Source organism: Streptomyces sp. NRRL WC-3618 (genome assembly GCF_001280005.1).
Lineage (GTDB): Bacteria > Actinomycetota > Actinomycetes > Streptomycetales > Streptomycetaceae > Streptomyces.
Genome location: NZ_LGDW01000107.1, coordinates 1 through 21,895 on the forward strand (window position 1 = coordinate 1; position 21,895 = coordinate 21,895).

18 protein-coding genes and 2 pseudogenes are annotated in these 21,895 nt (G+C 71.0%); 14 read left to right on the top strand and 6 right to left on the bottom strand.

Annotated elements, in window-relative coordinates; genetic code table 11:
- The 7 genes and pseudogenes from ADL01_RS13055 to ADL01_RS41860 all read left to right on the top strand — a co-directional run.
- A pseudogene (locus tag ADL01_RS13055) lies at positions 1-387 on the top strand (hypothetical protein); the annotation flags it as partial.
- A gap of 195 nt (positions 388-582) precedes the next feature.
- Complete coding sequence (locus ADL01_RS13060; RefSeq protein ID WP_053742183.1) at positions 583-1,767, top strand: MFS transporter; 1,185 nt, start codon at positions 583-585, stop codon at positions 1,765-1,767.
- A 163-nt stretch (positions 1,768-1,930) separates the two neighbouring features.
- On the top strand, positions 1,931-3,697 hold the full coding sequence (locus tag ADL01_RS13065; protein ID WP_053742125.1) for a glycoside hydrolase family 35 protein: 1,767 nt from the start codon (positions 1,931-1,933) through the stop codon (positions 3,695-3,697).
- Positions 3,694-6,075, top strand: coding sequence for a beta-galactosidase (locus ADL01_RS13070; RefSeq protein ID WP_053742126.1), 2,382 nt, complete (start codon positions 3,694-3,696; stop codon positions 6,073-6,075). Before ADL01_RS13065 ends, ADL01_RS13070 begins: the two co-directional genes overlap by 4 nt.
- Positions 6,076-6,170: 95 nt before the next feature.
- A complete protein-coding gene (locus tag ADL01_RS13075) occupies positions 6,171-7,310 on the top strand; it encodes a LacI family DNA-binding transcriptional regulator (protein WP_053742127.1) in 1,140 nt (379 codons plus the stop codon).
- Positions 7,311-7,319: 9 nt separating this feature from the next.
- The gene (locus ADL01_RS13080; protein WP_053742128.1) at positions 7,320-7,676 is read left to right on the top strand and encodes an ArsR/SmtB family transcription factor; all 357 of its coding nucleotides are present in this window, start codon (positions 7,320-7,322) and stop codon (positions 7,674-7,676) included.
- Between the two features lie 10 nt (positions 7,677-7,686).
- Positions 7,687-8,224, top strand: a pseudogene (locus ADL01_RS41860) (cation-transporting P-type ATPase); the annotation flags it as partial.
- Positions 8,225-8,545: 321 nt separating this feature from the next.
- Here ADL01_RS41860 and ADL01_RS13090 read toward each other — a convergent pair.
- Entirely contained in the window at positions 8,546-10,051 is a 1,506-nt protein-coding gene (locus ADL01_RS13090; RefSeq protein WP_053742130.1) for an LCP family protein, read from the bottom strand.
- A gap of 86 nt (positions 10,052-10,137) precedes the next feature.
- Here ADL01_RS13090 and tatA point away from each other — a divergent pair, with 86 nt between their 5' ends.
- Together tatA and ADL01_RS13100 are read left to right on the top strand one after the other, a co-directional pair.
- The gene (gene tatA, locus ADL01_RS13095) at positions 10,138-10,380 is read left to right on the top strand and encodes a Sec-independent protein translocase subunit TatA (protein ID WP_053742131.1); all 243 of its coding nucleotides are present in this window, start codon (positions 10,138-10,140) and stop codon (positions 10,378-10,380) included.
- A 10-nt stretch (positions 10,381-10,390) separates the two neighbouring features.
- Positions 10,391-11,131 (top strand): peptidase E, encoded by a 741-nt coding sequence (locus ADL01_RS13100; RefSeq protein WP_053742132.1) that lies wholly within the window; start codon positions 10,391-10,393, stop codon positions 11,129-11,131.
- On the opposite strand, the gene ADL01_RS13105 is transcribed toward ADL01_RS13100, so the two are convergent.
- The gene (locus ADL01_RS13105; RefSeq protein ID WP_234354618.1) at positions 11,053-11,595 is read right to left on the bottom strand and encodes a DUF6114 domain-containing protein; all 543 of its coding nucleotides are present in this window, start codon (positions 11,593-11,595) and stop codon (positions 11,053-11,055) included. The genes ADL01_RS13100 and ADL01_RS13105 overlap by 79 nt on opposite strands.
- Positions 11,595-12,326, bottom strand: coding sequence for a DUF6230 family protein (locus ADL01_RS13110; protein ID WP_053742133.1), 732 nt, complete (start codon positions 12,324-12,326; stop codon positions 11,595-11,597). Before ADL01_RS13110 ends, ADL01_RS13105 begins: the two co-directional genes overlap by 1 nt.
- Positions 12,327-13,033: 707 nt before the next feature.
- On the opposite strand from ADL01_RS13110, the gene ADL01_RS13115 reads away from it, so the two are divergent.
- Complete coding sequence (locus ADL01_RS13115) at positions 13,034-13,693, top strand: hypothetical protein (RefSeq protein ID WP_053742134.1); 660 nt, start codon at positions 13,034-13,036, stop codon at positions 13,691-13,693.
- A gap of 33 nt (positions 13,694-13,726) precedes the next feature.
- Here the strand turns inward: ADL01_RS13115 and ADL01_RS13120 are convergent, their stop codons facing one another.
- Entirely contained in the window at positions 13,727-14,716 is a 990-nt protein-coding gene (locus ADL01_RS13120) for a lytic polysaccharide monooxygenase auxiliary activity family 9 protein (protein ID WP_053742135.1), read from the bottom strand.
- Positions 14,717-15,137: 421 nt separating this feature from the next.
- Between ADL01_RS13120 and ADL01_RS13125 the strand changes: the two genes are divergently transcribed.
- Positions 15,138-16,952 (top strand): S8 family peptidase, encoded by a 1,815-nt coding sequence (locus tag ADL01_RS13125; RefSeq protein ID WP_053742136.1) that lies wholly within the window; start codon positions 15,138-15,140, stop codon positions 16,950-16,952.
- Positions 16,953-17,080: 128 nt separating this feature from the next.
- Here ADL01_RS13125 and ADL01_RS13130 read toward each other — a convergent pair whose 3' ends face one another.
- Together ADL01_RS13130 and ADL01_RS13135 are read right to left on the bottom strand one after the other, a co-directional pair.
- Positions 17,081-17,932 (bottom strand): SDR family oxidoreductase, encoded by an 852-nt coding sequence (locus ADL01_RS13130; protein WP_053742137.1) that lies wholly within the window; start codon positions 17,930-17,932, stop codon positions 17,081-17,083.
- Positions 17,929-18,576 (bottom strand): ScbR family autoregulator-binding transcription factor, encoded by a 648-nt coding sequence (locus ADL01_RS13135; RefSeq protein ID WP_053742138.1) that lies wholly within the window; start codon positions 18,574-18,576, stop codon positions 17,929-17,931. Before ADL01_RS13135 ends, ADL01_RS13130 begins: the two co-directional genes overlap by 4 nt.
- Positions 18,577-18,831: 255 nt before the next feature.
- Here ADL01_RS13135 and ADL01_RS13140 point away from each other — a divergent pair, with 255 nt between their 5' ends.
- The 3 genes from ADL01_RS13140 (at position 18,832) to ADL01_RS13150 (ending at position 21,758) form a co-directional block, all read left to right on the top strand.
- A complete protein-coding gene (locus ADL01_RS13140; RefSeq protein WP_053742184.1) occupies positions 18,832-19,728 on the top strand; it encodes a ScbA/BarX family gamma-butyrolactone biosynthesis protein in 897 nt (298 codons plus the stop codon).
- Positions 19,729-19,802: 74 nt separating this feature from the next.
- Positions 19,803-20,453 (top strand): ScbR family autoregulator-binding transcription factor, encoded by a 651-nt coding sequence (locus tag ADL01_RS13145; RefSeq protein ID WP_053742139.1) that lies wholly within the window; start codon positions 19,803-19,805, stop codon positions 20,451-20,453.
- Positions 20,454-20,549: 96 nt separating this feature from the next.
- Entirely contained in the window at positions 20,550-21,758 is a 1,209-nt protein-coding gene (locus tag ADL01_RS13150) for a damage-control phosphatase ARMT1 family protein (RefSeq protein ID WP_053742140.1), read from the top strand.
- Positions 21,759-21,895: the final 137 nt, after the last annotated feature.

Here is a 21,895-nt window from a genome sequence, read left to right on the forward strand (position 1 = left end):
CGTGCCGGCCACCTCGTCCTCCCCGCCCGCCTGACCGCAGACCTCGGCTGTGACGCCGTGGGCACGCCCCCGGAGTACGGGCGGCGGATCATGGGCGCCCTGCCCCGCGTCGGCTGCGTGTTCGCCGACGACCGGCGCTGGTGGTGGATCGTCCCGTCCGGTTCCCACCTCGGGGTCATCTGGCCGCCGAGCGTCCGGTACGTGGTCGGCGCCCAGTCCGCCGACCCGTCCTGGACGCGCACCCGGCCGGCGCCTCCGTCCGGCGGCCCCCGGCTGATCCACAGCCCCGAGGGCGACTCGCCGTACACGCCGCCGATTCCGCTGTACGTTCTCGCCTGCCGACTGGCCGGGAGCGATCCCAGCTGGTCACTCGGCATCGGCGGCTGATCCCGCCGACTCGTCGGTGAATCCCCCGGGGCGAAAGGCCTCGGGGGATCTTGACGCCGCGAATGTTACCGGTAACATCGTTGCCGTCCCCGCACCGGCGCGAGGGCGAGTAAGCCGCGTTCTCGACCACAGGCGACGGGAGTTCACGTGACCGATCGACCCACCGGACTACCGGCGCTCCCCGAGCGACGGGACATTCGGGCCGCGCCGCCCACTCCGGGCCCTCCGGTCTTCAGCCCCGTCGCCGTGGTCGCCTCCTGCGTCGGCTTCGTGCTGATCGGGATCGTCCAGGCTCTGTACGGCCCGTCGATCCCGGCCCTCCGTGACGAGTTCGGCCTCTCCCCGTCGGCCGCCGGTCTCGGGCTGAGCGCCCACTTCGCCGGCGGGGTCCTCGGGGTCCTCCTTTGCGACCGGCTGTACGTGCGCCTCGGCAACCGGCGCGTCCTGGGCAGCTCGTACGTCCTGATGGCCGTCGGCGCCGCGGGCTTCGCGCTGGCGCCCACCTGGCCCGTCGCGCTGGCCGCCGCACTGCTCGCCGGGGTCGGCTTCGGCGGTATCGACTACGGGCTCAACCAGCTGTTCGCGGTCGGCTTCGGCGACCGTTCGACGGCGATGCTGAACATCCTCAACGCCCACTTCGGCATCGGCGCGATCCTCGGTCCGGCGTTGATCGGCGCGGTCGGCGCGGAGCACTATCCGGCCGTGTTCCTCGCCTTCTCCCTCGCCAACCTGCCCCTGCTGCTGTGCCTGCGAGGCATCCGGGAACACGTACCGCGGCCGGCCCCCGCGCCCGGGTCCGGCGCCACCGGCAGCCCCGGCGGGCAGGTGCTCGCCCGCAGCCTGGGCTCCGTACTCGGTGTCTTCGTTACCCTCTACGTCCTGCACGTGGGCGTCGAGGCGGGCGTCGGCGGCTGGGAGCCGACGCACCTGGAGACGGTCGGATACGGCGCCTCGGCCGCCGCCACGGCCACCTCCGTGTACTGGCTGATGATGACCGTGGGCCGTTTCCTGACGGCCCCGCTCGCCCTGCGCTTCTCGCCGCAGTCGATCGTCGCGGTGTCCTGCACCGGTATGACCGGCTGCCTGCTCCTCGCCGCGATACCCGGGCTCGCCCCCTACGCCTACGCGGGCGTCGGCCTCTTCATCGCGCCGATCTTCCCCACCGGGCTGACCTGGCTGAACCGGGTCGCGCCACGGGCGCGAAGAGCCGGTGCCCTGGTCATCGCCTCGTCGATGGCCGGGGGAGTGGCCGCGGGACCGCTGCTCGGCAAGGCCATCGAGTGGTCCGGCGTACGGGCCGTGCCGCTGCTGCTGTGCGGAGTCTCGGCGCTGTGCCTGGCGGCCACGCTGTGGTTGATCCGGGTGACCCGAACCGCTTGAACGCCTCGCCATCGAGCACCTCGCCATCGAGCACCTCCCCGCCGGGAACCTGACCACCGAGCAGCCCCCAGCGAGCACCTCCCCACCCGAACGTCTCCCCGCCGAACACCCCTTCTGCTGAACACCCCCCCCACCGAACGCCCAACCGAAGGGAAGCCCCCGCATGCCTGCTCCCGCTCTGACAACGACGTCCGACGGTTTCCTGCTGCACGGCGAACCGTTCCGGATCATCTCCGGCGCGATGCACTATTTCCGCGTCCACCCCGACCAGTGGGCCGACCGGCTGCGCAAGGCCCGGCTGATGGGCCTCAACACCGTGGAGACGTACGTCCCCTGGAACCTCCACCAGCCCGAGCCCGGCACCCTCGTCCTCGACGGCATCCTCGATCTGCCGCGCTATCTGCGGCTGGCCAAGGCGGAGGGGCTGCACGTCCTGCTGCGGCCCGGCCCGTTCATCTGCGCCGAGTGGGACGGCGGCGGGCTGCCCTCCTGGCTCACCACCGACCCGGACATCCGACTGCGCTCCAGCGACCCCCGCTTCACGGGCGCCATCGACCGCTACCTCGACCTGCTGCTGCCGCCCCTGCTGCCGTACCTCGCCGAGTCGGGCGGTCCCGTCATCGCCGTCCAGGTGGAGAACGAGTACGGGGCGTACGGCGACGACGCCGCGTATCTCGAACACCTCGCTGAAGCTCTGCGCTCGCGCGGGATCGGGGAGTTGCTCTTCACCTGCGACCAGGCAAACCCCGAGCACCTCGCGGCCGGCAGCCTCCCCGGAGTGCTCACCACCGGCACCTTCGGCAGCAAAGTCGCCGCGTCTCTGGAGCAGTTGCGGGCGCACCAGCCCGAAGGGCCCCTGGTGTGCGCCGAGTTCTGGATCGGCTGGTTCGACCACTGGGGCGAGGAGCACCACACCCGGGACGCTGCCGACGCCGCCGCCGACCTGGACCGGCTGCTCTCGGCGGGCGCGTCCGTCAACATCTACATGTTCCACGGCGGCACCAACTTCGCCTTCACCAACGGCGCCAACCACGACCACGCCTACCAGCCCATGGTCACGTCCTACGACTACGACGCCGCCCTCACCGAGAGCGGCGACCCCGGACCGAAGTACCACGCCTTCCGCGAGGTGATAGCCCGGCACGCGCCCGTCCCGGACGAGCCGGTCCCCGCGCCCAGCGTCAAACTCCCGTCCACCGTAGTCGAGTTGGGGCAGAGCGCGTCCCTGCTGCCCCACGCGGGGCTCCTCGCCAAGCCCGTGCGCACCGAGGACCCGGCGACCATGGACGAACTGGGGCTGCGCGCCGGGTACGTGCTCTACCGCACCACCGCTCCCCTCGCGGGCGACGGGCTGCTGCACTTCGCCGGCGGGGTGGGCGACCGGGCGCAGGTGTTCGTCGACGGCGCGCCCGTGGGCGTACTCGAACGTGAGCGGCACGACGAGTCCCTGCCCGTCCGGATTCCCTTCGCCGGGGCGTCGGTCGAGGTACTCGTGGAGAACATGGGCGGGGTCAACTACGGGCCGCGCATCGGCTCGCCCAAGGGCCTGCTGGGGGCGGTCACCTTCAACGGCACCGCGCTGCGCGGCTGGGACAGCCACCCGCTCACCCTCAACGACCTCAGCGCGCTTCCCCTCGCCCCCCACGACGGCTCGCCTGCCACCCAACCCACCTTCTACCAGGGCACGTTCGAGGTCCAGGCCCCAGCCGACACCTTCCTGTCGCTGCCCGGCTGGACCAAGGGCCAGGCCTGGATCAACGGCTTCCATCTCGGCCGCTACTGGAACCGGGGACCGCAGCGCACCCTCTATGTGCCCGCCCCCGTACTGCGCCCCGGCGCCAACGAACTGCTCCTCCTGGAACTCAACGCCACCACCTCCGCGCAGGTCCTGCTCACCGACACGCCCGACCTCGGACCGGTGAAGCCATGACCCACCATTCCCTCCAGGTCCCCCCTCCCGCCGGGCCCCCGCTCACCGGCCACCTCCCCTTCGCCGACGCGCCCCAAGCCACCGACCCGATCGAGGTGACCAGCCGCTGGTTCACCCGTGGCGGACGCCCCTGGTTCCCCGTCTCCGGCGAGTTCCACTACAGCCGCTACCCGGCCGGCGAGTGGGAGGAGGAGCTGCTGAAGATGAAGGCAGCCGGCGTGACGGCCGTCGCCAGTTACCTCATCTGGATCCACCACGAGGAGAACGAGGGCCGGGTTCGTTTCGACGGCAACCGCGACCTGCGTCGTTTCGCGGAACTCTGCGCCCGTCACGGCCTGGACTTCATTCCGCGCGTCGGCCCCTGGAGCCACGCCGAGGTACGCGGCGGTGGACTGCCCGACTGGCTGCTCGCCCGTACCGGCGCACCCCGCACCGACGACCCCGCCTACCTGGCACCCGTACGCGGCTGGTTCGCGGCCGTCGCCGAGCAGTTGACCGGGCTCGATCGGGCGCACGGCGGCCCGATCGTCGCCATCCAGATCGAGAACGAGCTGTACGACCGGCCCGGCCACCTCCGTACCCTGAAGCGGATGGCGCGGGAGGCCGGGTTGAGCGCCCCGCTCTGGACCTCGACGGCCTGGGGCGGGGTCCAACTTCCGCCCGACGAACTGCTTCCGCTGTACGGCGGCTACCCCGAGGCCTTCTGGACCGACTGGGACGGCGGCTGGCCCGACACCTGCCGCAAGCACTTCTTCTTCACCCATGAGCGCGACGACGAGGGCATCGGCGCCGACTTGCGGCCGACCGGCGTGCGGGGCCGGGAACCGGCGCCGCACGACCGATTCCCTTGGGCCACCTGCGAGTTGGGCAGCGGGATGGCCGTGGCCTACCACCGCAGGCCGCGGGTCGACGCCGCCGACGTCGGGGCGCTCGGGCTCACGAAGATCGGGTGCGGGTCGGTCTGGCAGGGCTACTACATGTTCCACGGGGGCACCAACCCGACGGGCGAGCTGACCACCCTCCAGGAGTCCCACGCCACCGGCTACCCCAACGACCTCCCCGTCCTGACGTACGACTTCCAGGCGCCGCTGGGCGAGTACGGGCAGTACCGGCCCTCGTACGACGAACTGCGCCTCCAGAACCTGCTGTTGGCGGACCTCGGTGAGCGCCTCGCGCCGATGGAGTCGGTGTTGCCCGTGCGGCAGCCCACCGGGCAGGACGACCGGGAGACGCTCCGCTGGGCCGTGCGGAGCGACGGCGACACCGGTTTCCTCTTCGTCAACAACCATCAGCCGCACGAGCCGTTGCCGGACCACCCGGACACGTCGCTCACCGTCGCGTTTCCGGACGCCCCTGAAGTGACGGTACCCAGCGTGCCGGTGACGGTCCCTCAAGGTGCCTATTTCTGCTGGCCTTTACGGCTCGACGTGGCCGGGCTGCGGCTCGACTGGGCCACCGCCCAGCCGGTGTGCACGGTCGACATCGGCGGACGTACCGTCCTGGTGCTGGCCGCCACGGACGGGGTGCCCGTCGAACTCGCCCTGGACATCGCCACGTTGAGGTACGTCCACACCCCCATGGGGAAGGTCGCGTCGGTCGACGGACGCTTCCTCGTCACCGGACTGCGGCCCGGCCCCGACGCCCTCGTGGAGGTCGGGACGGTGGACGGCGGACAGGTCGGCCTGCTCGTCCTGGACGCGGCGAGGGCCCGTACCGCCTACCGGGGCGTTGCCTGGGGCGCCGAGCGCCTGATCCTGTGTGGCGACGGCGGTGCCGGCGGCGAAGGGGTCGTCTTCGACGAAGCGGCCGGGGAGGTACGGGTGCACAGTCCGGCGGCGGAGATCTCGCTCGCCGTGCTGCCGGCGCCCGAGCGACCTCCCGGCGAGAACCTGGAGGTGACCGCCGACGGGGTGTTCACCCGCTACACCTTCCCCACCGGCGGCGCCTCCGGCACCCTCGAGGTCTCCCTCATCAGGCCCGCCGGGCCCGCCCCCGCCCCCGTCACCGGCGTACTGGGCCGGGCCAGTGCCCCCGCCGACCAGGACTTCGACATGTCCGCCGCTGAGTACCTCATCGACGTACCGGACGAACTCCCGCGCACCGGAACGCTGTTACGCGTCCACTGGACCGGCGACGTGGCCCGTGCGTACGCCGGGGACACGCTGGTCGCCGACCAGTTCTTCTCGGGGCGTGCCTGGGAGATCGGCCTCGACCGGCTGCCGGACGACGCCCTGCGAGCCTGCGGTGGGCTGCGGGTGCGGGTGCTGCCGTTCGCCGCCGACGCGCCTGTGCATCTGCCGGTGCCCGTGCCGGTGGGGGAGGCGGGGATCGTCCGCGTCGAGTGGGTCACGGTCCGGACTCACGTGCTCACCGGGTAGTCCCGCCCGGTGGGTGACGCCGTCCGGCGGCCTATCCTGTGGGCCAGCCGGGCGGGGCTCGACCGCCACGGGACGAAGCCGAAGGAAGCGACCCCATGACCCGAAGTGCCGGTGGCGGCGCTGTTCCCAAGGGGCGCAGCCGACGCAACTTCGCGGGAACGCGGCCGGTGATGGACGATGTGGCACGGCTGGCCGGCGTCTCCAAACAGACCGTGTCGCGGGTGCTCAACGACAATCCGGCCGTCCGGGCCGAGACCCGCGAGTCGGTGCTGGAGGCCATGCGGTCGCTCGGATACCGGCCGAGCCGCAGCGCGCGTTCGCTGGCCAGCGGACGGACCCGGATGCTCGGGGTGATCTCCTTCGACGCGGCCCGCTACGGACCCGCCTCCACCCTCACCGCGATCAACACGGCCGCCCAGGCGGCCGGTTACCTGGTCAGTTCCATCGCCCTCGACACCGCCGACCGGGACACGGTCGTCCAGGCCGTGGACCGGCTGTCGGCGGAGGGTGCCGACGGTGTCATCGCCATCGCCCCGCAGCGGCGCGTCGGCAAGGCGCTCGCCGAGGCGCACCTCGACATCCCCCTCGTCGTGATGGACAACGCGCTCGGCGACGACACCCCCATGGTCACCGCCGACTCCCGGGGCGGCGCGCGCCTGGCCACCGCCCATCTCCTGGACCTGGGTCACCGAACAGTCCGGCACATCGCCGGACCGACCGGCTGGACCTCCGCCGAACGCCGGGCCGCGAGCTGGCGCGAGACCCTGGAGCGGGCCGGGGCCGAGGTGCCCGAGCCGCTCGTCGGCGACTGGAGCGCGGACGCCGGCTACGAACTGGGCCGGCGGCTCGCCCGGGATCCGGATGTCACCGCCGTCTTCGCCTCCAACGACCAGATGGCGCTCGGCGCGCTGCGCGCCTTCCACGAGGCCGGCCGCCGGGTCCCGGACGACGTCAGTGTCGTCGGCTACGACGACATCCCGGAAGCCGCCCATCTGCTGCCCCCGCTCACCACCATCCGCACCGACTTCCAGGAGATCGGCACCCGCTCCCTGCGCCTGCTCCTCGCCCGGATCGACGGCCGGACGGATACGGGTTCGCGTCGGACGGATGCGGGTTCGCGTCAGGCGGACACGGGTTCGACAACGGACACGGACACGGACACGGCCACGGACCCGGTCACCGTCATCCCCGCCCACCTCATCGTGCGGAGCAGCACCGGCCCCGCCCCGGCCTAAACTGTGCCGGTGGCGACAGGTGCCGACAGTTCCGGTTTCGACGATCCGTCCGCCGAGGTGCTGGTGGAGGCCGCCGGGGCCTTCGGGCTGCTCGCCTCGCCCGCCCGGCTGCACATCATGTGGGCGCTGGCGCAGGGCGAGAGCGATGTGACCGGCCTCGCCGAGCGCGTCGGCGGCGCGCTGCCAGCCGTGAGCCAGCACCTCACGAAACTGAGACTCGCCGGGCTCGTCCGCGCACGGCGCGAAGGACGCCGGCAGGTCTACCTGGTGGACGACCCGGACATCGTCACCGTCGTACGGCTGCTGGTCGGGCGGCTGACCGACCGGGCCGAGCACGCCCCGGTACGGCACCTCCGCGGAGTCTGACCTCCGGACGCTGCGACGACTCGACAACTCCCCGCGTGGTCTCACCGACGGCGAGGCCGAGGCGCGGCTGGCGGCGGTCGGGGAGAACGTCGTCCCGGCTGCCCGTCCGGTTCCCTGGGCCCTCCGGTTCCTACGGAGCCTGCGCGACCCGTTCACCCGCCGTACTGCTGTGCCTCGGGCTCGTCTCGGCCGCCGTCACGGCCTGGGGAACGGCCTCGGTGATCCTGTCCCTGGTCGTGGTGAGCTGTGTGCTGCGCGCCTCCGGCGAGCATCGGGCGGAACGTTTCCTCAACGGGCTGCGTGAGTTGACCGCCGGTACCGCGACCGTCCTGCGGCGCCCGGAGAGTGGCGGGCCGCCGCACGCCAGGGAGATCCCGGTCGCCGACCTCGTTCCGGGCGACGTGATCCGGCTCGGGCCCGGCGACCTGGTCCCGGCGGACGTACGGCTGCTGCGCGCGACCGGGCTGACCGTGCACCAGGCGCCCCTGACCGGCGAGTCGGCGCCGGTGACGAAGGACGTACGGCCGGGTGACGCGGGCCGTGGCCCTGTTCGCGCGGCGCGAGCTGTGCGGCACTGGACCCCGGCCGACGTACACGGCCTGACCTTCCGGGGTTTCGTCGCGCTGCGGGACGACCTCGCGCCTACGGCCGCCGGGGCGCTGCGCGACCTCACCGCGCTCGGGGTCGGCGTGAAGGTCCTCACCGGTGACCATCCGGGCACGGCCGCCCGCGCCCGGTGCCCTGGCCGGTCCGACCGCTCGGTCCGACGCTCGGGCTGGTGGGGCTGCCGGGTCCGTACTACGCGGGTGTGGTCGTGCTGGTGCTGTACGGGGGTGCGCTCGCCGCCGTTCGATGGCGGCGGGGTTCCGTCAGCCGTAGGTGAGGTTCGAGCAGGGGTTGTCGTCCGCCGAGCGGGCTCCCTCGGAGACGTCCTTCGGGACCTGGGCGGACGGCGGCGCGGCCGTGGCGCCGGGCTTGTACGACTGGCCGACGACGACGTTGACGCCCGCCGCCGTCACCGGCTGGATGGCGGCGCCGGGAAAGGCCCGGGCCGCCGTCTGGGCCTCGGACTTGTGGCCGGGGCCGTACTGGACGACCGTCGTCGTGTGGTCCTGGCTGTTCGCGGTCGCCGTGCCGGCGACGGTGAAACCGTCGGCTGTCAGCTCGGCGGCTGCCTTGGCGGCCAGGCCCGTGACGGTGGTGCCGTTGTAGACGGTGACCGTGATCCCCTTGCCGGACACGGAAACCGGGGTGGCAGCGGGACGGGCGCTCGGCGTGGTCTTCTTCTTGCCGCTTGCGTCCTTGCCGTCCAGGGTGCGGTCCGCCTTCAGGGCCGCCCAGAGGTCACTGGCGTCGGGTTCGACGATGGCGACGCGCGCACCCTCGTACCGCCAGGGGATGGTGACGAACTTCGTGTTGTGCAGGTCGATGTTCTTCAGCGTCATCGCGAACGAGATCAGCTTGTCGGCGGAGCCGAGACCGGGGTCCACGGTCAGGGACTTGGTGGCCGCGTCGGCGAGCGGGAGCAGCTTGGTCGGGCTCAGCCCGTTGCTCTTGATCTCCTTCAACAGGCTTGCCACGAAGGCCTGCTGGCGCTTGATCCGGCCTATGTCGGAGCCGTCGCCGAGACCGTGCCGGATCCGGACGTAGTCCAGCGCCTTCTGTCCCGAGACCTTCTGCTCGCCCTTGTCGAAGAGCAGCTTGCCGCGCGTGGGGCGTTTGGGGCTGAGATCACGTTCGTAGACGTTCTGGGGGAGGCACACGTCCACCCCGCCCACCACGTCGGTCAGCGCGGCGAAGCCCTTGAAGTCGACGACCACCGTGTGGTCGACGCGCAGACCGGTGATGCTCTCGACCGTGTTCTGGGTGCAGGCGGGGTTGCCCGTGGCGGTCTCGCCGACCGAGTAGGCCGCGTTGAACATGGTGTGCGGCTGCGCGGTCGTCCACTTGCCGTTGGGCAGCTTGCAGGGCGGGATGGTGACCAGGGTGTCGCGGGGTATGGAGACGGCGACGGCGTTCTTGTGGTCGGCGTAGACGTGCAGCAGGAACGCGGTGTCGGAACGGCCGATGTCGTTCACGTCGCCGCCGCCGAGCGCGGCGTTGCCGTCGTTGCGCGCGTCCGAGCCGATGACGAGGACGTTCTCGCCCTTGGACGAGCCCTCGGCGGGGCGGTTGTCCGAGAGGCCGCCCGCGTCGAAGGTCTTGATGTCGCTGTCCAGCTTCAGATAGACCCAGCCGGCGCCGGCCGCGGCGAGCAGCAGGAGCGAGAGGGAGATCGCCAGGGCCAGCCGGCCACGCCGAACCGGCTTGCGCCGCCGCGTGCCCGCGGCGGACCGGTGTCGCGAGGGTACGGCCCTGCTGGTGCTGGTGGTCATCGGCGCCCTTCTGACGTCTCACCCTGGTTGTACAGTTGCGCAAAGTAGCAACTGTTATGTGTGACGAGAGAAAGGGCGGTGAGGTTGTGCTCCGCAACGGACTGGAACCCTGGCACCTGCTGATCGTGGCGATCGTGTTCCTTGTGATGTTCGGCTCGAAGAAGCTGCCGGACACCGCTCGCGCCCTGGGTCGCTCGATGCGGATCCTCAAGAGCGAGGCGCAGGCGATGAAGGCGGACCCGCAGACGGGAGAGGGTACGCAGGGGGCTGCGGCCACCGTCCGGACCGAGCCCGTGACCGACCGACGGGAGCCCGTCGCCGATCGATAGGATCATCCGCATGGCGGCTCCCGAACCGACGATCCTCGCGACCTCCGGCGGACACCGCACCGGCGGCCGGACCATGGTGGCGTTCGACGCCCTCGTGCATCACGCCGTCGACCTCTCCGGGGCCCACGGCCGCAGGCCGCGCGTCCTGTACGTCGGCACGGCCATCGGGGACGCCGAACACTTCACCGCCCGGATGGGCGAGGCCGCCCGGGTCGCGGGCTTCGACCTCACCCCGCTGCATCTCTTCCCCATGCCCAACCTGGACGACATCGAGGGCACGGTGCTCGACCAGGACGTCGTCTGGGTCATGGGCGGCTCGGTCGCGAATCTGCTGGCGGTGTGGCGGGTGCACGGCCTCGACCGGATCATGCGGCGCGCCTGGGAGGCGGGAGTGGTGCTCAGCGGGGTGAGCGCGGGCTCCCTCTGCTGGTTCACCGGCGGCACCACCGACTCCTTCGGCCCCGACCTGAGGCCGCTCACCGACGCGTTGGGCTTCCTTCCGTACGGCAACGGGGTGCACTACGACAGCGACGCGGGCCGCCGCCCGCTGGTGCACCGGCTCGTTGCCGACGGCACCCTGCCCACCACGCACTGCACCGACGACGGGGTCGGTCTCGTCTACCGAGGAGCCGAACTCGTCGAAGCGGTCGCGGAGTTGCCGGGCAGGGGCGCCTATGTCGTCAGGTGCGAGGGGGACGCGGCGGTGGAGGAGCGCATCGAGCCGCGCAGGCTGCCCTCGCCGTCCGCCTGACCGTCGTCCGCCGCTGGGGCCTCCGCTGTTTCCGGGGCCGTCATGGCGGCCTTGCCCTGCTGCCCGTCCGCGCGCCGCTGCTTACGGCTGACACGCGGCTCCTGGTCGGGAAGCCAGCCGAAGGTCATACAGCTGCCCACGGCTCCCAGCAGGAGGCCCACGAAGAAGCCGCCCAGGTTCGAGGTGAGCCAGGTGCCGAGCGTCGCCATGATGCCGACGATCGAGTAGAACAGGCGCTGCGTGGGGTTGAAGAGGATCAGCAGACCGCACACCACCATCAGCGACGGCAGCAGAAAGCCTGCCAGACCCTGCATACCCAGGTGCACGACGACCTTCAGCGAGATCTTCACGGTGAGCAGGGTCTCCAGCCCGCCCAGGGTGAGCAGCAGCCCGCCCAGGAACGGACGGTGGGCCCGCCAGTTGCTGAAGGCGGGCCCCATCCCCTTGTGCTCGACGCCGGACATCAGCAACCCGTCGAGCTGAAGCTGAGCTTCAGTCCGGGCAGCTTGAACACGCCCGCTGTGGTGGCGTAGTTGGTCTGCCGCAGCTTGGCGATCCGGACGGTCCGCGCCTGCTGGCTGAAGACACCCTCCGGACCCTTGACGCCCGCCGCGCTGAGCGTGCTGGCGTCGTTGCCGATCTCGATGTCGTCGAAGGTCGCGTCGCCCGCCACCTCGGTGGAGTCGGTCGTCAGGTCCGTCGCGCTCACCGGGGTACCGGCGTTGCCCGCCTTGATCAGCAGGTTGATGCCGCCGAGGTCGACGCTCTGGCAGAGGTTGGTGAGCGTCGCGGTCTTGATCGCCGAGGTGATGACCAGGACCTGACCGCCGGTGTCACCCTCGTTGGGGCTGCCCTCGATCATGTGGTCAAGAGCGCCGAACTGCTCGAAGCCGGTGCCCTTCAGCTCGGTCGCGGTGACCGTGAACGGCATGCCCGAGATGGCGAACTGGACGCCCAGGGCGCCCTGGGCGGTGAGTACCGCGAGCGTGGCGGCGACCAGGGTGGCCGGCACCGCCATCACGGCGGCGCGGCGCAGACGGACCCGCCCGCGTCGGCCGGTGTCCTTTCCGGCACCTTCGACGAATGCGGACACGTTCGAGGATCCCGTGCCGGCGGTGCCTTCGGAGGCGATGTCGCTTCCTGGCTGCTCGGGGTTGGATCCGGCGGACGACGAGGCGTCCGAGGACGAGGCCATGGCTGCTCCCAGTACATAGTCAACTGCGTCAATGCTGGTCACGCTTCAGTGGCACGTTGTCCTGGCGCGGACAGCGGCTGCGGCGAACGTCTCCTCACAACTCCCGGCGGTTGCAAGGTCTTTCACGGTTACGCCCCAGTAGCCGCCGAGGAAGTTACCCGTGGTTACTTTGGGGGGTCAAGGGAGTTGTGGAAAAAGGGTGCGGATTATGCGCCACCTGTGACTTCTCGGGGTGACCGAGGCCCTTCCGGGGCCCCCGAGAGGCGGAGAAGCGCAACGCGAACCATCAACTTTCGTCCGCTGCCTTGACCTTGACGGTCACTCAGGTCTACAACTCAACCTGGTTTCCCCGGATCCGTGGCGCCGGATCCGCAGCGGTGCGTGTCACCGCTCTTCCCGGACTCATTGCTCATTCCACAGTCCACCTCCGAGGCACCGGCATGGCCGTTTCCCCCCTGGGCCGCCGCCGGTTCGCCCCGTCCCGCCCGGTCCGGCAGGAAGCCTCCCTCCAAGCCTTCTTGTCGGTCACCGGCCGGTTGCCGTTGCCGGTCCGTCGCGTACGGAGAAGGCGTCACGGGCCGGCAACGCCGTCTTTCCGCGCCCTTCATATGTCCTGAAACGACTGTGTCCGTGTGTCCCGAACTCATCGACGACACCCCGGAAGCCACCCCCGAACAACCCCAGTTCCAGAAAGAGGCACCCGCATCATGCGTACTCGTACCCGCTCCGTCCTCGCCCTCGCCGCCGCCGTCGCCGGGCTCTCGGTCGCCGCGGTCACCCCCGCTTCCGCCGCCGACTCCGTGCTCACCATCAACGGAACGGCCGGCGACGCCGTCGCCGTGGGCGATGTCCTCAGTGCCTCCCTCGCCACCGGCACCACCGCCACGCTCTACTCCAGCGCGACCGGCACCAGCGGCGTCAAGTGCGCGGCGTCGACCTTCACGGCGGCTGTCACGGACAACCCCGCCGCGCCCGGCACCGCCACCGAGTCGGTCACCGCGCACACTTTCGGCACTTGCACCAGCAACGTCCTGGGTGTGACCGGCGTGAACAGCGTGACCGTCAACAACCTGCCGTACACCACCGCGGTGGGCTCCGACGGCTCGGTCACCGTCACTCCGGCCGCCGGCTCCACCGTCCAGACGACCGTCGTGCTGCGCACCCTGCTGGGCACGATCAACTGCGTCTACCAGGCGCCCAGCCTGTCGGGTACGACCGGCGCCGCCGACAACAGCATCAACTTCACCGCGCAGAAGTTCACCAAGACGTCCGGTTCGTCGCTGTGCTTCGCCAACGGCTTCTTCACCGCGAAGTACGCCCCGGTGCAGGACGTGACGCAGGGCAACGCCACGGTCTTCGTCAACTGACGAACCGTCAATGAGCGGTTGAGCGGCCGGGGTTCACCGGCGGCGCAACCGCAGAACGAGGGCGGCGACCACGGTGAGCAGTACCGCCGCGGCGCCGCCCGCGATCAGGTGCCGCGGTCCGGTGCCGTCGGTGGCCGAGGCCACCGGTGCGCCGGCCACGGTGCCCGCGGCCTGGGGGGCGGCGGAGTCGGCGGACTCCGCCGCCCGTCCCGTTTCCGCCGTGCGTGCCTTCTCCGCGACCTGTGCCGGCTGCTCGGCCGCCGCGCTCGACTCGGCGGCGCTGGGCCGGGCCGCTGGGGAGTCGGAGGCAGCCGGCGCGGACGCGCGGGAGTCGCCGGACCCCTTGGCGCCGCCCGCGCTGCCCTTCGCTGCCGAGAACACCACGTCCGAGCAGGAGTAGTACGTGTCCGCCGTACTGGAGTTCTGCCAGATCGTGTACAGCACATGGCGCCCGGTCCGGTCCGACGGCAGCGTCATCCCGATGCGGTACGCGTCGCCCTTCATCGCGGGATCCTTGACCTCGGCGAACGGCCGCTCCGGCAGGTCGGACCAGTTCAGCGGCGCGGACGGGTCGTACCCGGGCTTCGTCAGGAACATCTTGAACGTGCCGGTGTGCGGGATCGTCGAGCGGTACGTCATCGTCAGCCGGGCGCCCGGCGACAGCGTGGTCGAGGGCCAGTCGGAGCGGGCGAGGTCGAGACCCCGGTAGCCGGACAGCCCGCCGCTGCACAGCCGGCCGTCGGGGATCATCGCGCGGTCCCGGCCGTTCACGTCCCCGACCCGCACGTTGTCCCAGAAGGTGAAGGGCGCCCCGCCGTTCGCGGCGAGCGCCGCCCGGCAGGCCGCCGTACCGGCCAGGCTGCCGCCGTCGGGGGAACAGGCGAAGGCACGACTGACCGGATTCGTCGGCGCTCCGTGCGCCTGGGCGGGACCCGCCGCCGACAACGTGAGCAGCAGCGGAGCCGCGAAGGCGGCGCTGCCGGCGAGTGCGGCGGCCCTGAGAGTGCGGCGATGGGCGGTCATCCGGGACGTCTCCTCGACCGAGGGGGAACAGGTCTGCTGCGGCCGACCCGGAAACGGGTCTGCTTTCGGGCAGTACGGGAGGCGGGCGGGGCGCGTTCAATCGGCGGGCGGTGCCCCAGGCCCGGTACTCCGCCGTAACTCGCCCAACCCGGTCAACTCGCCGCCGCTCAGGGGCGGTTTTCGGTTGCCGAGGGTGGGGATCCGGACCGATCGAGGGTTTCCCCCGTATCCGGATGACCTTGGCTTTGCCTACTGTTCCACCACAGCCGCCCCACAGGTAACCCCGGAACGGGCCGCTCGCGCTTGGCCGGCCGTCGCGCCGCTTTTCGAACAGCACCCCCGCCGCTTCGACGAAGAAGCGATTCGCCCGCTACTCCCCGCTGCCCGCGCGGCCCGGAGTACGGCCCCGAAAGGCAAGTCCTTGCGTACTTCACTCACCCGTGCCACGGGACGGAAGCTGATATCCGTCGCCGCGGTCTCCGTCGCTCTGGTGGCCGCGACCACCACCTCGGTCGCCGTCGCCCAGGAGCCCGCCCTCCAGGGCGTCACCCCGGACGCCGCCGCGCAGGCGGTCGCCGCCCCGGCCGAGCGACTCATCGTCGGCTACAAGTCCGGCGCCGCCGAGGCCACGTCGAACAAGGCCGCCGACGCCGACGCCGCCGCCAAGGGCAGGGAGGCCGGCGAGAGCCTGGACTTCCAGCGCCGCCTCGGCACCGGCGCGGCCCTCGTCGACCTGGGCGAGAAGCTCAGCAAGACGGACGTCGCCGATGTCATCGCCGAGTACCAGGCCGACCCGCAGGTCGCCTACGTCGTGCCGGACCGCATCAAGAAGCCGATGGCGGACCCGAACGACACCGAGTACGGCAAGCAGTGGGACCTGTTCGAGTCGACCGCGGGTATGCGCGTCCCGGGTGCCTGGTCCACCTCGACCGGCGCCGGAGTGACCGTCGCCGTCATCGACACCGGCTATGTCACGCACTCCGACGTCGCCGGGAACATCGTCGGCGGCTACGACTTCATCTCCGACCCCGCGATGTCCGTCGACGGTGACGGCCGCGACAGCAACCCGGCCGACCCCGGCGACTGGTTCGCCGCCGGTGAGTGCGGGGAGACCAAGGGCAGCTCCTCCTCCTGGCACGGCACGCACGTCGCGGGCACCATTGCCGCCGTCACCGACAACAACAAGGGTGTCGCGGGCATCGCGTACAACGCGAAGATCTCCCCGATCCGCGCGCTCGGCAAGTGCGGCGGCGCCGACTCCGACATCATCGACGCCATCACCTGGGCGTCCGGCGGCACCGTCCCCGGCGTCCCGGCCAACACCAACGTCGCCAAGGTCATCAACATGAGCCTCGGCGGGGGCGGCGCCTGCTCCGCGGCCACGCAGAGCGCCATCACCGGCGCGGTGAACCGCGGCACCACGGTGGTCGTCGCGGCCGGCAACGAGAACGCGAACGCCTCCACCTCCAACCCGGCGAACTGCAACAACGTCATCACCGTCGCCGCGACCGGACGCACCGGCGCCCGCGCCTCGTACTCCAACTTCGGCTCCATGGTGGACATCTCGGCCCCCGGCGGCGAGATGAGGACCGGTGACGCCAACGGCATCCTCTCCACGCTGAACTCCGGTGCGAAGACCCCGTCCACCGAGTCGTACGCCTACTACCAGGGCACCAGCATGGCCACCCCGCACATCGCGGGCCTGGTCGCGCTGATGAAGTCGGCGAACTCCTCGCTCACCCCGGCCCAGATCGAGTCGGCCATCAAGAGCAACGCCCGTGCCCTGCCCGGTAGTTGCTCGGGCGGCTGCGGCGCCGGTCTGGCCGACGCGACCAAGACCGTGCAGGCCGTGGCCGGCACCAGTGGCGGCACCGGTGGCGGCACGACGGGCACCGTCTTCTCCTCCTCCACCGGCGTCTCGATCCCGGACAACGGCTCCGCCGTCGAGTCCTCGATCGCCGTCAGCGGCCGGACCGGCAACGCCCCCTCGGCCCTCAAGGTCGGCGTGGACATCACCCACACCTACCGCGGTGACCTGGTCATCACCCTGGTCGCTCCGGACGGTACGACCTACCCGCTGAAGGCGTCCAGCAGCTCGGACTCCGCCGCCGACGTGAACACCACGTCCACGGTGGACGCCTCCAGCGAGGCAGCCAACGGCACCTGGAAGCTGCGCGTCCAGGACGTGGCCTCCTCGGACACCGGCAGGATCAACGGCTGGAAGCTCACCTTCTGAGCCTCCACGGGGAACAACCACCCGTCGGCGTAAGAAAACTGACGATGTGACACAAACGGGCGGGTCGGTCGGCGTGGATGGACGCCGGCCGACCCGCCGTCGTACGTGGATGTCCCGTACGCCTTTGCTCAGCCGCCGAACTCCGCCAGCTGCTCCGACGCCCACTCCCGATACCCGCGCCCCGGCCGCCCGAGCAACTCCTGTACGTCCGGCTCCACTTGCGCCTTGCCCCCACCCCGCCCCCGCGCCGCACTCTCCACCAGGGCGAGGGCCATCGGCTCCGGATGGCGCGCGAGCAGCCCCCGTAGCAACTGACTTTCTGTCAGTTCCATGAATTTCAGCGGCCGGTGCAGCAAGTCGCCCAGGATCTCGGTCTGTTCCGAAGGGGTGATGGCGACGGGCCCGGTCAGGGCGTAGGCGCGCCCCGCGTGGGCTTCGGGGTCGGTGAGGGCCTGGACCGCCACGTCGGCGATGTCCCGCGGGTCGACGCTCGCGTTCCGCGCGGTGCCGTCGAGACCCCGGACGACCCCTTCCTCCCGGATGGAGCGGGCCCAGCCCAGGGTGTTGGACATGAAGGCGCGCGGACGCAGGAAGGTCCACGCCAGCCCGGAAGCGCGCAGCAGCCGCTCGTTCTCCCGCTGCCACCGCGTGATCAGGTCGATGGCGTCGGGCTCGGTCACGGCTTGGGCCGACAGCTTCACCACCTGGGACACCCCCGCCGCCCGGGCGGCCGCCACGAAGTTCCTGTCCTGGGCCGGCGCCAGCGGGTTCGCGGTGATGAGAAGGCAGGACCGTACGCCGACCAGCGCCGCGCGCAGCCCGGCGGGGTCGTCGAAGTCCCCGCGCGCCACCTCGATTCCGGGACCGGCGAGGGTGACGCGGTGCGGGTAGCGGGTGAGCAGGCGCAGCGGGCCGGTGCCCCACAGGCGTTCGGCGACCAGCCGGCCGACGGTACCGGTGGCCCCCGTCAGCAGAATCACGCGACGGGGGCCGGGGAGAGGGAGAGGACGCGGACGCCGCGATCGGCCCGGCTGTCCAGTCCGAGCAGGAGCCCCGGTACCGCGATGGCGGGCAGGAGGTGGGACCACAGGACCGCGATACGGTGCGCGAGGTCCGCCCGGTCGGTCAGGGCCCGCGACATCAACTGGATGCCCGCGAAGCCCCCCACCAGCAGCTCCACCGTGTCCCGAGGATTCACCGTGGGCAGCAACTCGCCTTGTGCGCGGGCCTGTTCCATCAGCGTGGCCAGCCGCTCCCCCCACTGCCGGAACGGTCCACTGTGGTCGACCCCGGGCGGCGTCGCCTGGTCCACCGTCAGCCGCACGCTCCCTCGCAGCAGGGAGTCGGTCAGCAGCCGCTGCGCCACGACGAAGGTCATGTCGATGATCTCCTGCAACTTGCAGGCCTGTTCCGGGACCGTGCCGAACGGCACCTGCTCGTCCAGCACCGCCTGGGCGAGGGATTCCTTTGACGGAAAGTGGAAATACAGGGCGCCCTTGGTCACTTCGGCCCGCTCCAGCACCATCGAGATGGTCGTGGAGGTGTAGCCGTGCTCGTCGAAAACCGCGCCCGCAGCTTCCAGGATCGCCCTGCGCGTCCTGATGGCGCGCTCCTGTTTCGCCATTAAGAGCCCCTCCTTGGCGCCCAGTTGGCCGGTGACCGGGTCAGTGCGAATGTGGGTGTCGTGCTGGTGTGTGACGGCGCGGGTCAGACGCCGGGACCGCCGATCATAGGGCCGGACCGACTCATCTCGTTGAAAACAAACCGGTCGCCTCGTACTCTATCGCTCACCGGAGCGGGCGCTTTCCGCCTGCCACGCCATACGGGGACCCAGGGAGAGACGTTGCTTCCAGTGCCGCAGTCCGCCGAAATCCCGACCATGACAGCTGGTGTGCCGCGCCAGTTGGTGCACCGCGCAGCCATCGCCGAGACGTTCCCCACCGGTTGGTCCCGCAGGGAGACCGATCGGTTCAGAGTCTCCGCGCAATGGCCGCGTGTCCACTGCTTACACGTGTCGCCCGACCGCGCTGCTTACGACCCACTGCTCGTCGTGGAGACCGTACGCCAGGCCGGAACGCTGCTCAACCACACCGAGTACCAGGTGCCGTTGGACCACCAGTTCGTGCTCCAGGAGTTCCGGATCACCACGTTTCCCGAGCACCTGGACGTCGGGCCGGCCCCGGCCGAACCCGTCGTCGACATCACCTTCTCCGACATCCGCCATCGCGGCAAGCGCCTGGTCTCGGCCCGCTACGAGGCCGACGTACTGCTGGACGGCGAGCTGGTCGCGCACGCCGAGGTCGCCTTCACCTGCACCAGCGGCGCCGTCTTCAGCAGGCTGCGCGGCGGCCGTACGGCGGCCACGGTGACCGCGCTGCCTGTGCCGCCGGGTCTGCCGGCCGCCGATGTGGGCCGGGAGTCGGCGGCGGACGTGGTCCTGGCACTGCCCCAACAGGGGCAAAGGGACTGGCAGTTGAGAGTTGATACCGGTCATGCTGTTTTCTTCGACCATCCACTGGACCACATACCGGGCATGCTGCTCCTGGAGTCCGCCAAGCAGGCCGCGCTCGCACGCACGGGCCCTGACGGCGACCGGATACCCGTTTCCTTCGACACGACCTTCCATCAGTTCGCTGAACTGGACCTGCCCACCTGGATCGAGTCGACGGACGAAGGCGACGGGACCCTGAAGGTGCTCGGAACGCAGGAGGGACGCACGGTTTTCGAGTGCGTGGTCGGCACCGCGGAACGGTCGGCTATCTTGTACGAGCAGTAAGAAACAAACGGCATATCCCGTTTTTCTTCGGGGAGTTGCTGGAGTACTGGGACGTTGGGGAGGGGTGGACGCCGATGGCGAGGCAGTTACGTGCCGAGCAGACCCGCGCGACGATCATCACGGCAGCGGCCGATCTGTTCGACCGTCACGGCTATGAATCGACCAGCCTGAGCGACATAGTCGAGCACGCCCATGTCACCAAGGGCGCCCTCTACTTCCACTTCGCGGCGAAGGAGGACCTGGCCCAGGTCATTCTGGAGATCCAGTCCAGGACCTCCCGGCGGATGGCCCGGGACATCGACGGCCGTGGCTACACCTCGCTCGAAGCGCTGATCCGCGTCACGTTCGGGATCACGAGGATGGCCGTCGAGGGTCCGATCGCCCGGGCGGGCCTGCGCCTGGCCGCCGGAGACGTCGCCGTACGGCCGCCCCTGCGGCACCCCTTCCGGGAGTGGTCGGAGATGGCGTCCGGCAAACTCCTCGGCGCGGTCAAGGAGTCCGACGTGCACCCGGACGTCGATGTCGAGGCGATGGCGCACTCCCTCGTCAGCTTCTTCGTCGGCAGCCGTGTGGTCAGCCGCGCGGTGGAGCCGGTGGGGCGCCAGCCCCGACGTACGGCGGACATGTGGCGGCTCACCATCCGGGCGCTGGTGCCCACACCGAGGCGGGCGCGGTATCTGAGCCTGGTGGCGCAACTGGAGCGGGAGACGCGGGCGGTGGCCTGAGACGGGCGGGGCGGGCGGTCCGCTTCGGTTCGCGGCCGGGCGACCTGAACCGCACGGTCCGAGTGGCCCAAGCCGGCCGACGGTACGGTGAGGCGCATGCCTGCCTCCGACTCCGTGTCCCCGCCCGTGATCCTCGGCAACGAGCCGGGCTCGTTCCCCTGGAGCGTGCTGGCCGAGCGACACCCCGCGCTCATCCAGAAGGTGCGGGACGCCTTCCCGTACGGCCCCGAGCAGCACCGCGCGCTCGACGCGCTCCTCAAGAACTGCACCGAGGGGGTCGTCGAACCGCTCCCCGCCGGTGCCGAGGACCGGGAGCAGTGGGAGGAGTGGGGGACCCGCGAGTACGCGGGACAGTCCTGGTTCGATGTGCCGTGGCTGTGGGCGGAGGGATACTTCTACCGCCAACTCCTGGAAGCGGTCGGGTACTTCGGCGCCGCCGACGACAACGACTCGGCCTGGCACCGGATCGACCCCTTCCGTCCCTTCAAGCTCGCCGAACTGGACGCCCCCGAGACCGACGAGGAACTCGCCGCGCTCGACGACCTCGTGGGCAGGCCCGAGGAGGAGCAGGCGCGCGCCCTGCTCCACGGGTCGCTGTGGGGCAACCGGGCCGACCTCGGCTTCCGGCTCTCCGGCGCCGACGAGCAGGGGGAGGCGGCAGGCCTCGTCGCCGACGACAGCGAAACCCTCTGGTCGCAGCTCCGGCCCGCCCGACGCACCGCCGGCCCGGTGTGTCTGGTCGCGGACAACGCGGGCCGGGAGCTCGTCCCCGACCTGTTGCTCCTGGACCACCTGCTGACCCGGGGGTACGCCGGACACGCGGTCCTGCACGTCAAACCGCACCCGTACTTCGTCTCCGACGCGACGACGGCCGACGTGGTCGACGCGGTGCGCCGACTGATCCGCGCGCCGGGAGAGGCTGCCGCGTACGGCCGCCGTCTGTGGTCCGCGATGGCCGACGGCCGGCTCGTGGTACGCGCCCACCCCTTCTCCTGCGCCCCGCTCCCGTACGCGGCGATGCCCGCCGACCTGCGCGGGGAGTTCGCCTCGGCCGAGGTCACCCTGATGAAGGGCGACCTGAACTACCGCCGCCTGGTCGGTGACAGCCTCATGCCCGCCACCACGCCGTTCGCGGACGTGACCGCCTACTTCCCCGGACCCGTCGCCGCCCTGCGCACCCTGAAGTCGGACGTGATCGTCGGCCTCGACGCACGTACCGAGGCGGGGCTCGTGGCCGCGGAGGGGCAGCGCTGGCGCACGAGCGGTACGCGTGCGGTGATTCAGGTGTCGTCGACGGGGGAGTAGTCGCTGCCAAAGTCGTCGTAGTGCTCGCATGTCGAGTGAACTCACAACCCCCGTCAGGAATCCCGGAATCGGTCCTGATTCACGCGATGGTGTGATCATGTCCCGCTGGGTGGATGGTGCGGCCGGGGCAGGGGTAG

Excerpts from the sequence above, each read along its gene's own strand:
- ADL01_RS13090 (WP_053742130.1), bottom strand. The coding sequence starts at position 10,051 with ATGACCACCAGCACCAGCAGGGCCGTACCCTCGCGACACCGGTCCGCC.
- ADL01_RS13120 (WP_053742135.1), bottom strand. The coding sequence starts at position 14,716 with ATGACCGCCCATCGCCGCACTCTCAGGGCCGCCGCACTCGCCGGCAGC.
- ADL01_RS13135 (WP_053742138.1), bottom strand. The coding sequence starts at position 18,576 with ATGGCGAAACAGGAGCGCGCCATCAGGACGCGCAGGGCGATCCTGGAA.
- ADL01_RS13105 (WP_234354618.1), bottom strand. The coding sequence starts at position 11,595 with ATGTCCGGCGTCGAGCACAAGGGGATGGGGCCCGCCTTCAGCAACTGG.
- ADL01_RS13070 (WP_053742126.1), top strand. The coding sequence starts at position 3,694 with ATGACCCACCATTCCCTCCAGGTCCCCCCTCCCGCCGGGCCCCCGCTC.
- ADL01_RS13100 (WP_053742132.1), top strand. The coding sequence starts at position 10,391 with ATGGCGGCTCCCGAACCGACGATCCTCGCGACCTCCGGCGGACACCGC.
- ADL01_RS13150 (WP_053742140.1), top strand. The coding sequence starts at position 20,550 with ATGCCTGCCTCCGACTCCGTGTCCCCGCCCGTGATCCTCGGCAACGAG.
- ADL01_RS13075 (WP_053742127.1), top strand. The coding sequence starts at position 6,171 with ATGACCCGAAGTGCCGGTGGCGGCGCTGTTCCCAAGGGGCGCAGCCGA.
- ADL01_RS13065 (WP_053742125.1), top strand. The coding sequence starts at position 1,931 with ATGCCTGCTCCCGCTCTGACAACGACGTCCGACGGTTTCCTGCTGCAC.
- ADL01_RS13145 (WP_053742139.1), top strand. The coding sequence starts at position 19,803 with ATGGCGAGGCAGTTACGTGCCGAGCAGACCCGCGCGACGATCATCACG.
- ADL01_RS13140 (WP_053742184.1), top strand. The coding sequence starts at position 18,832 with ATGACAGCTGGTGTGCCGCGCCAGTTGGTGCACCGCGCAGCCATCGCC.
- ADL01_RS13115 (WP_053742134.1), top strand. The coding sequence starts at position 13,034 with ATGCGTACTCGTACCCGCTCCGTCCTCGCCCTCGCCGCCGCCGTCGCC.
- ADL01_RS13110 (WP_053742133.1), bottom strand. The coding sequence starts at position 12,326 with ATGGCCTCGTCCTCGGACGCCTCGTCGTCCGCCGGATCCAACCCCGAG.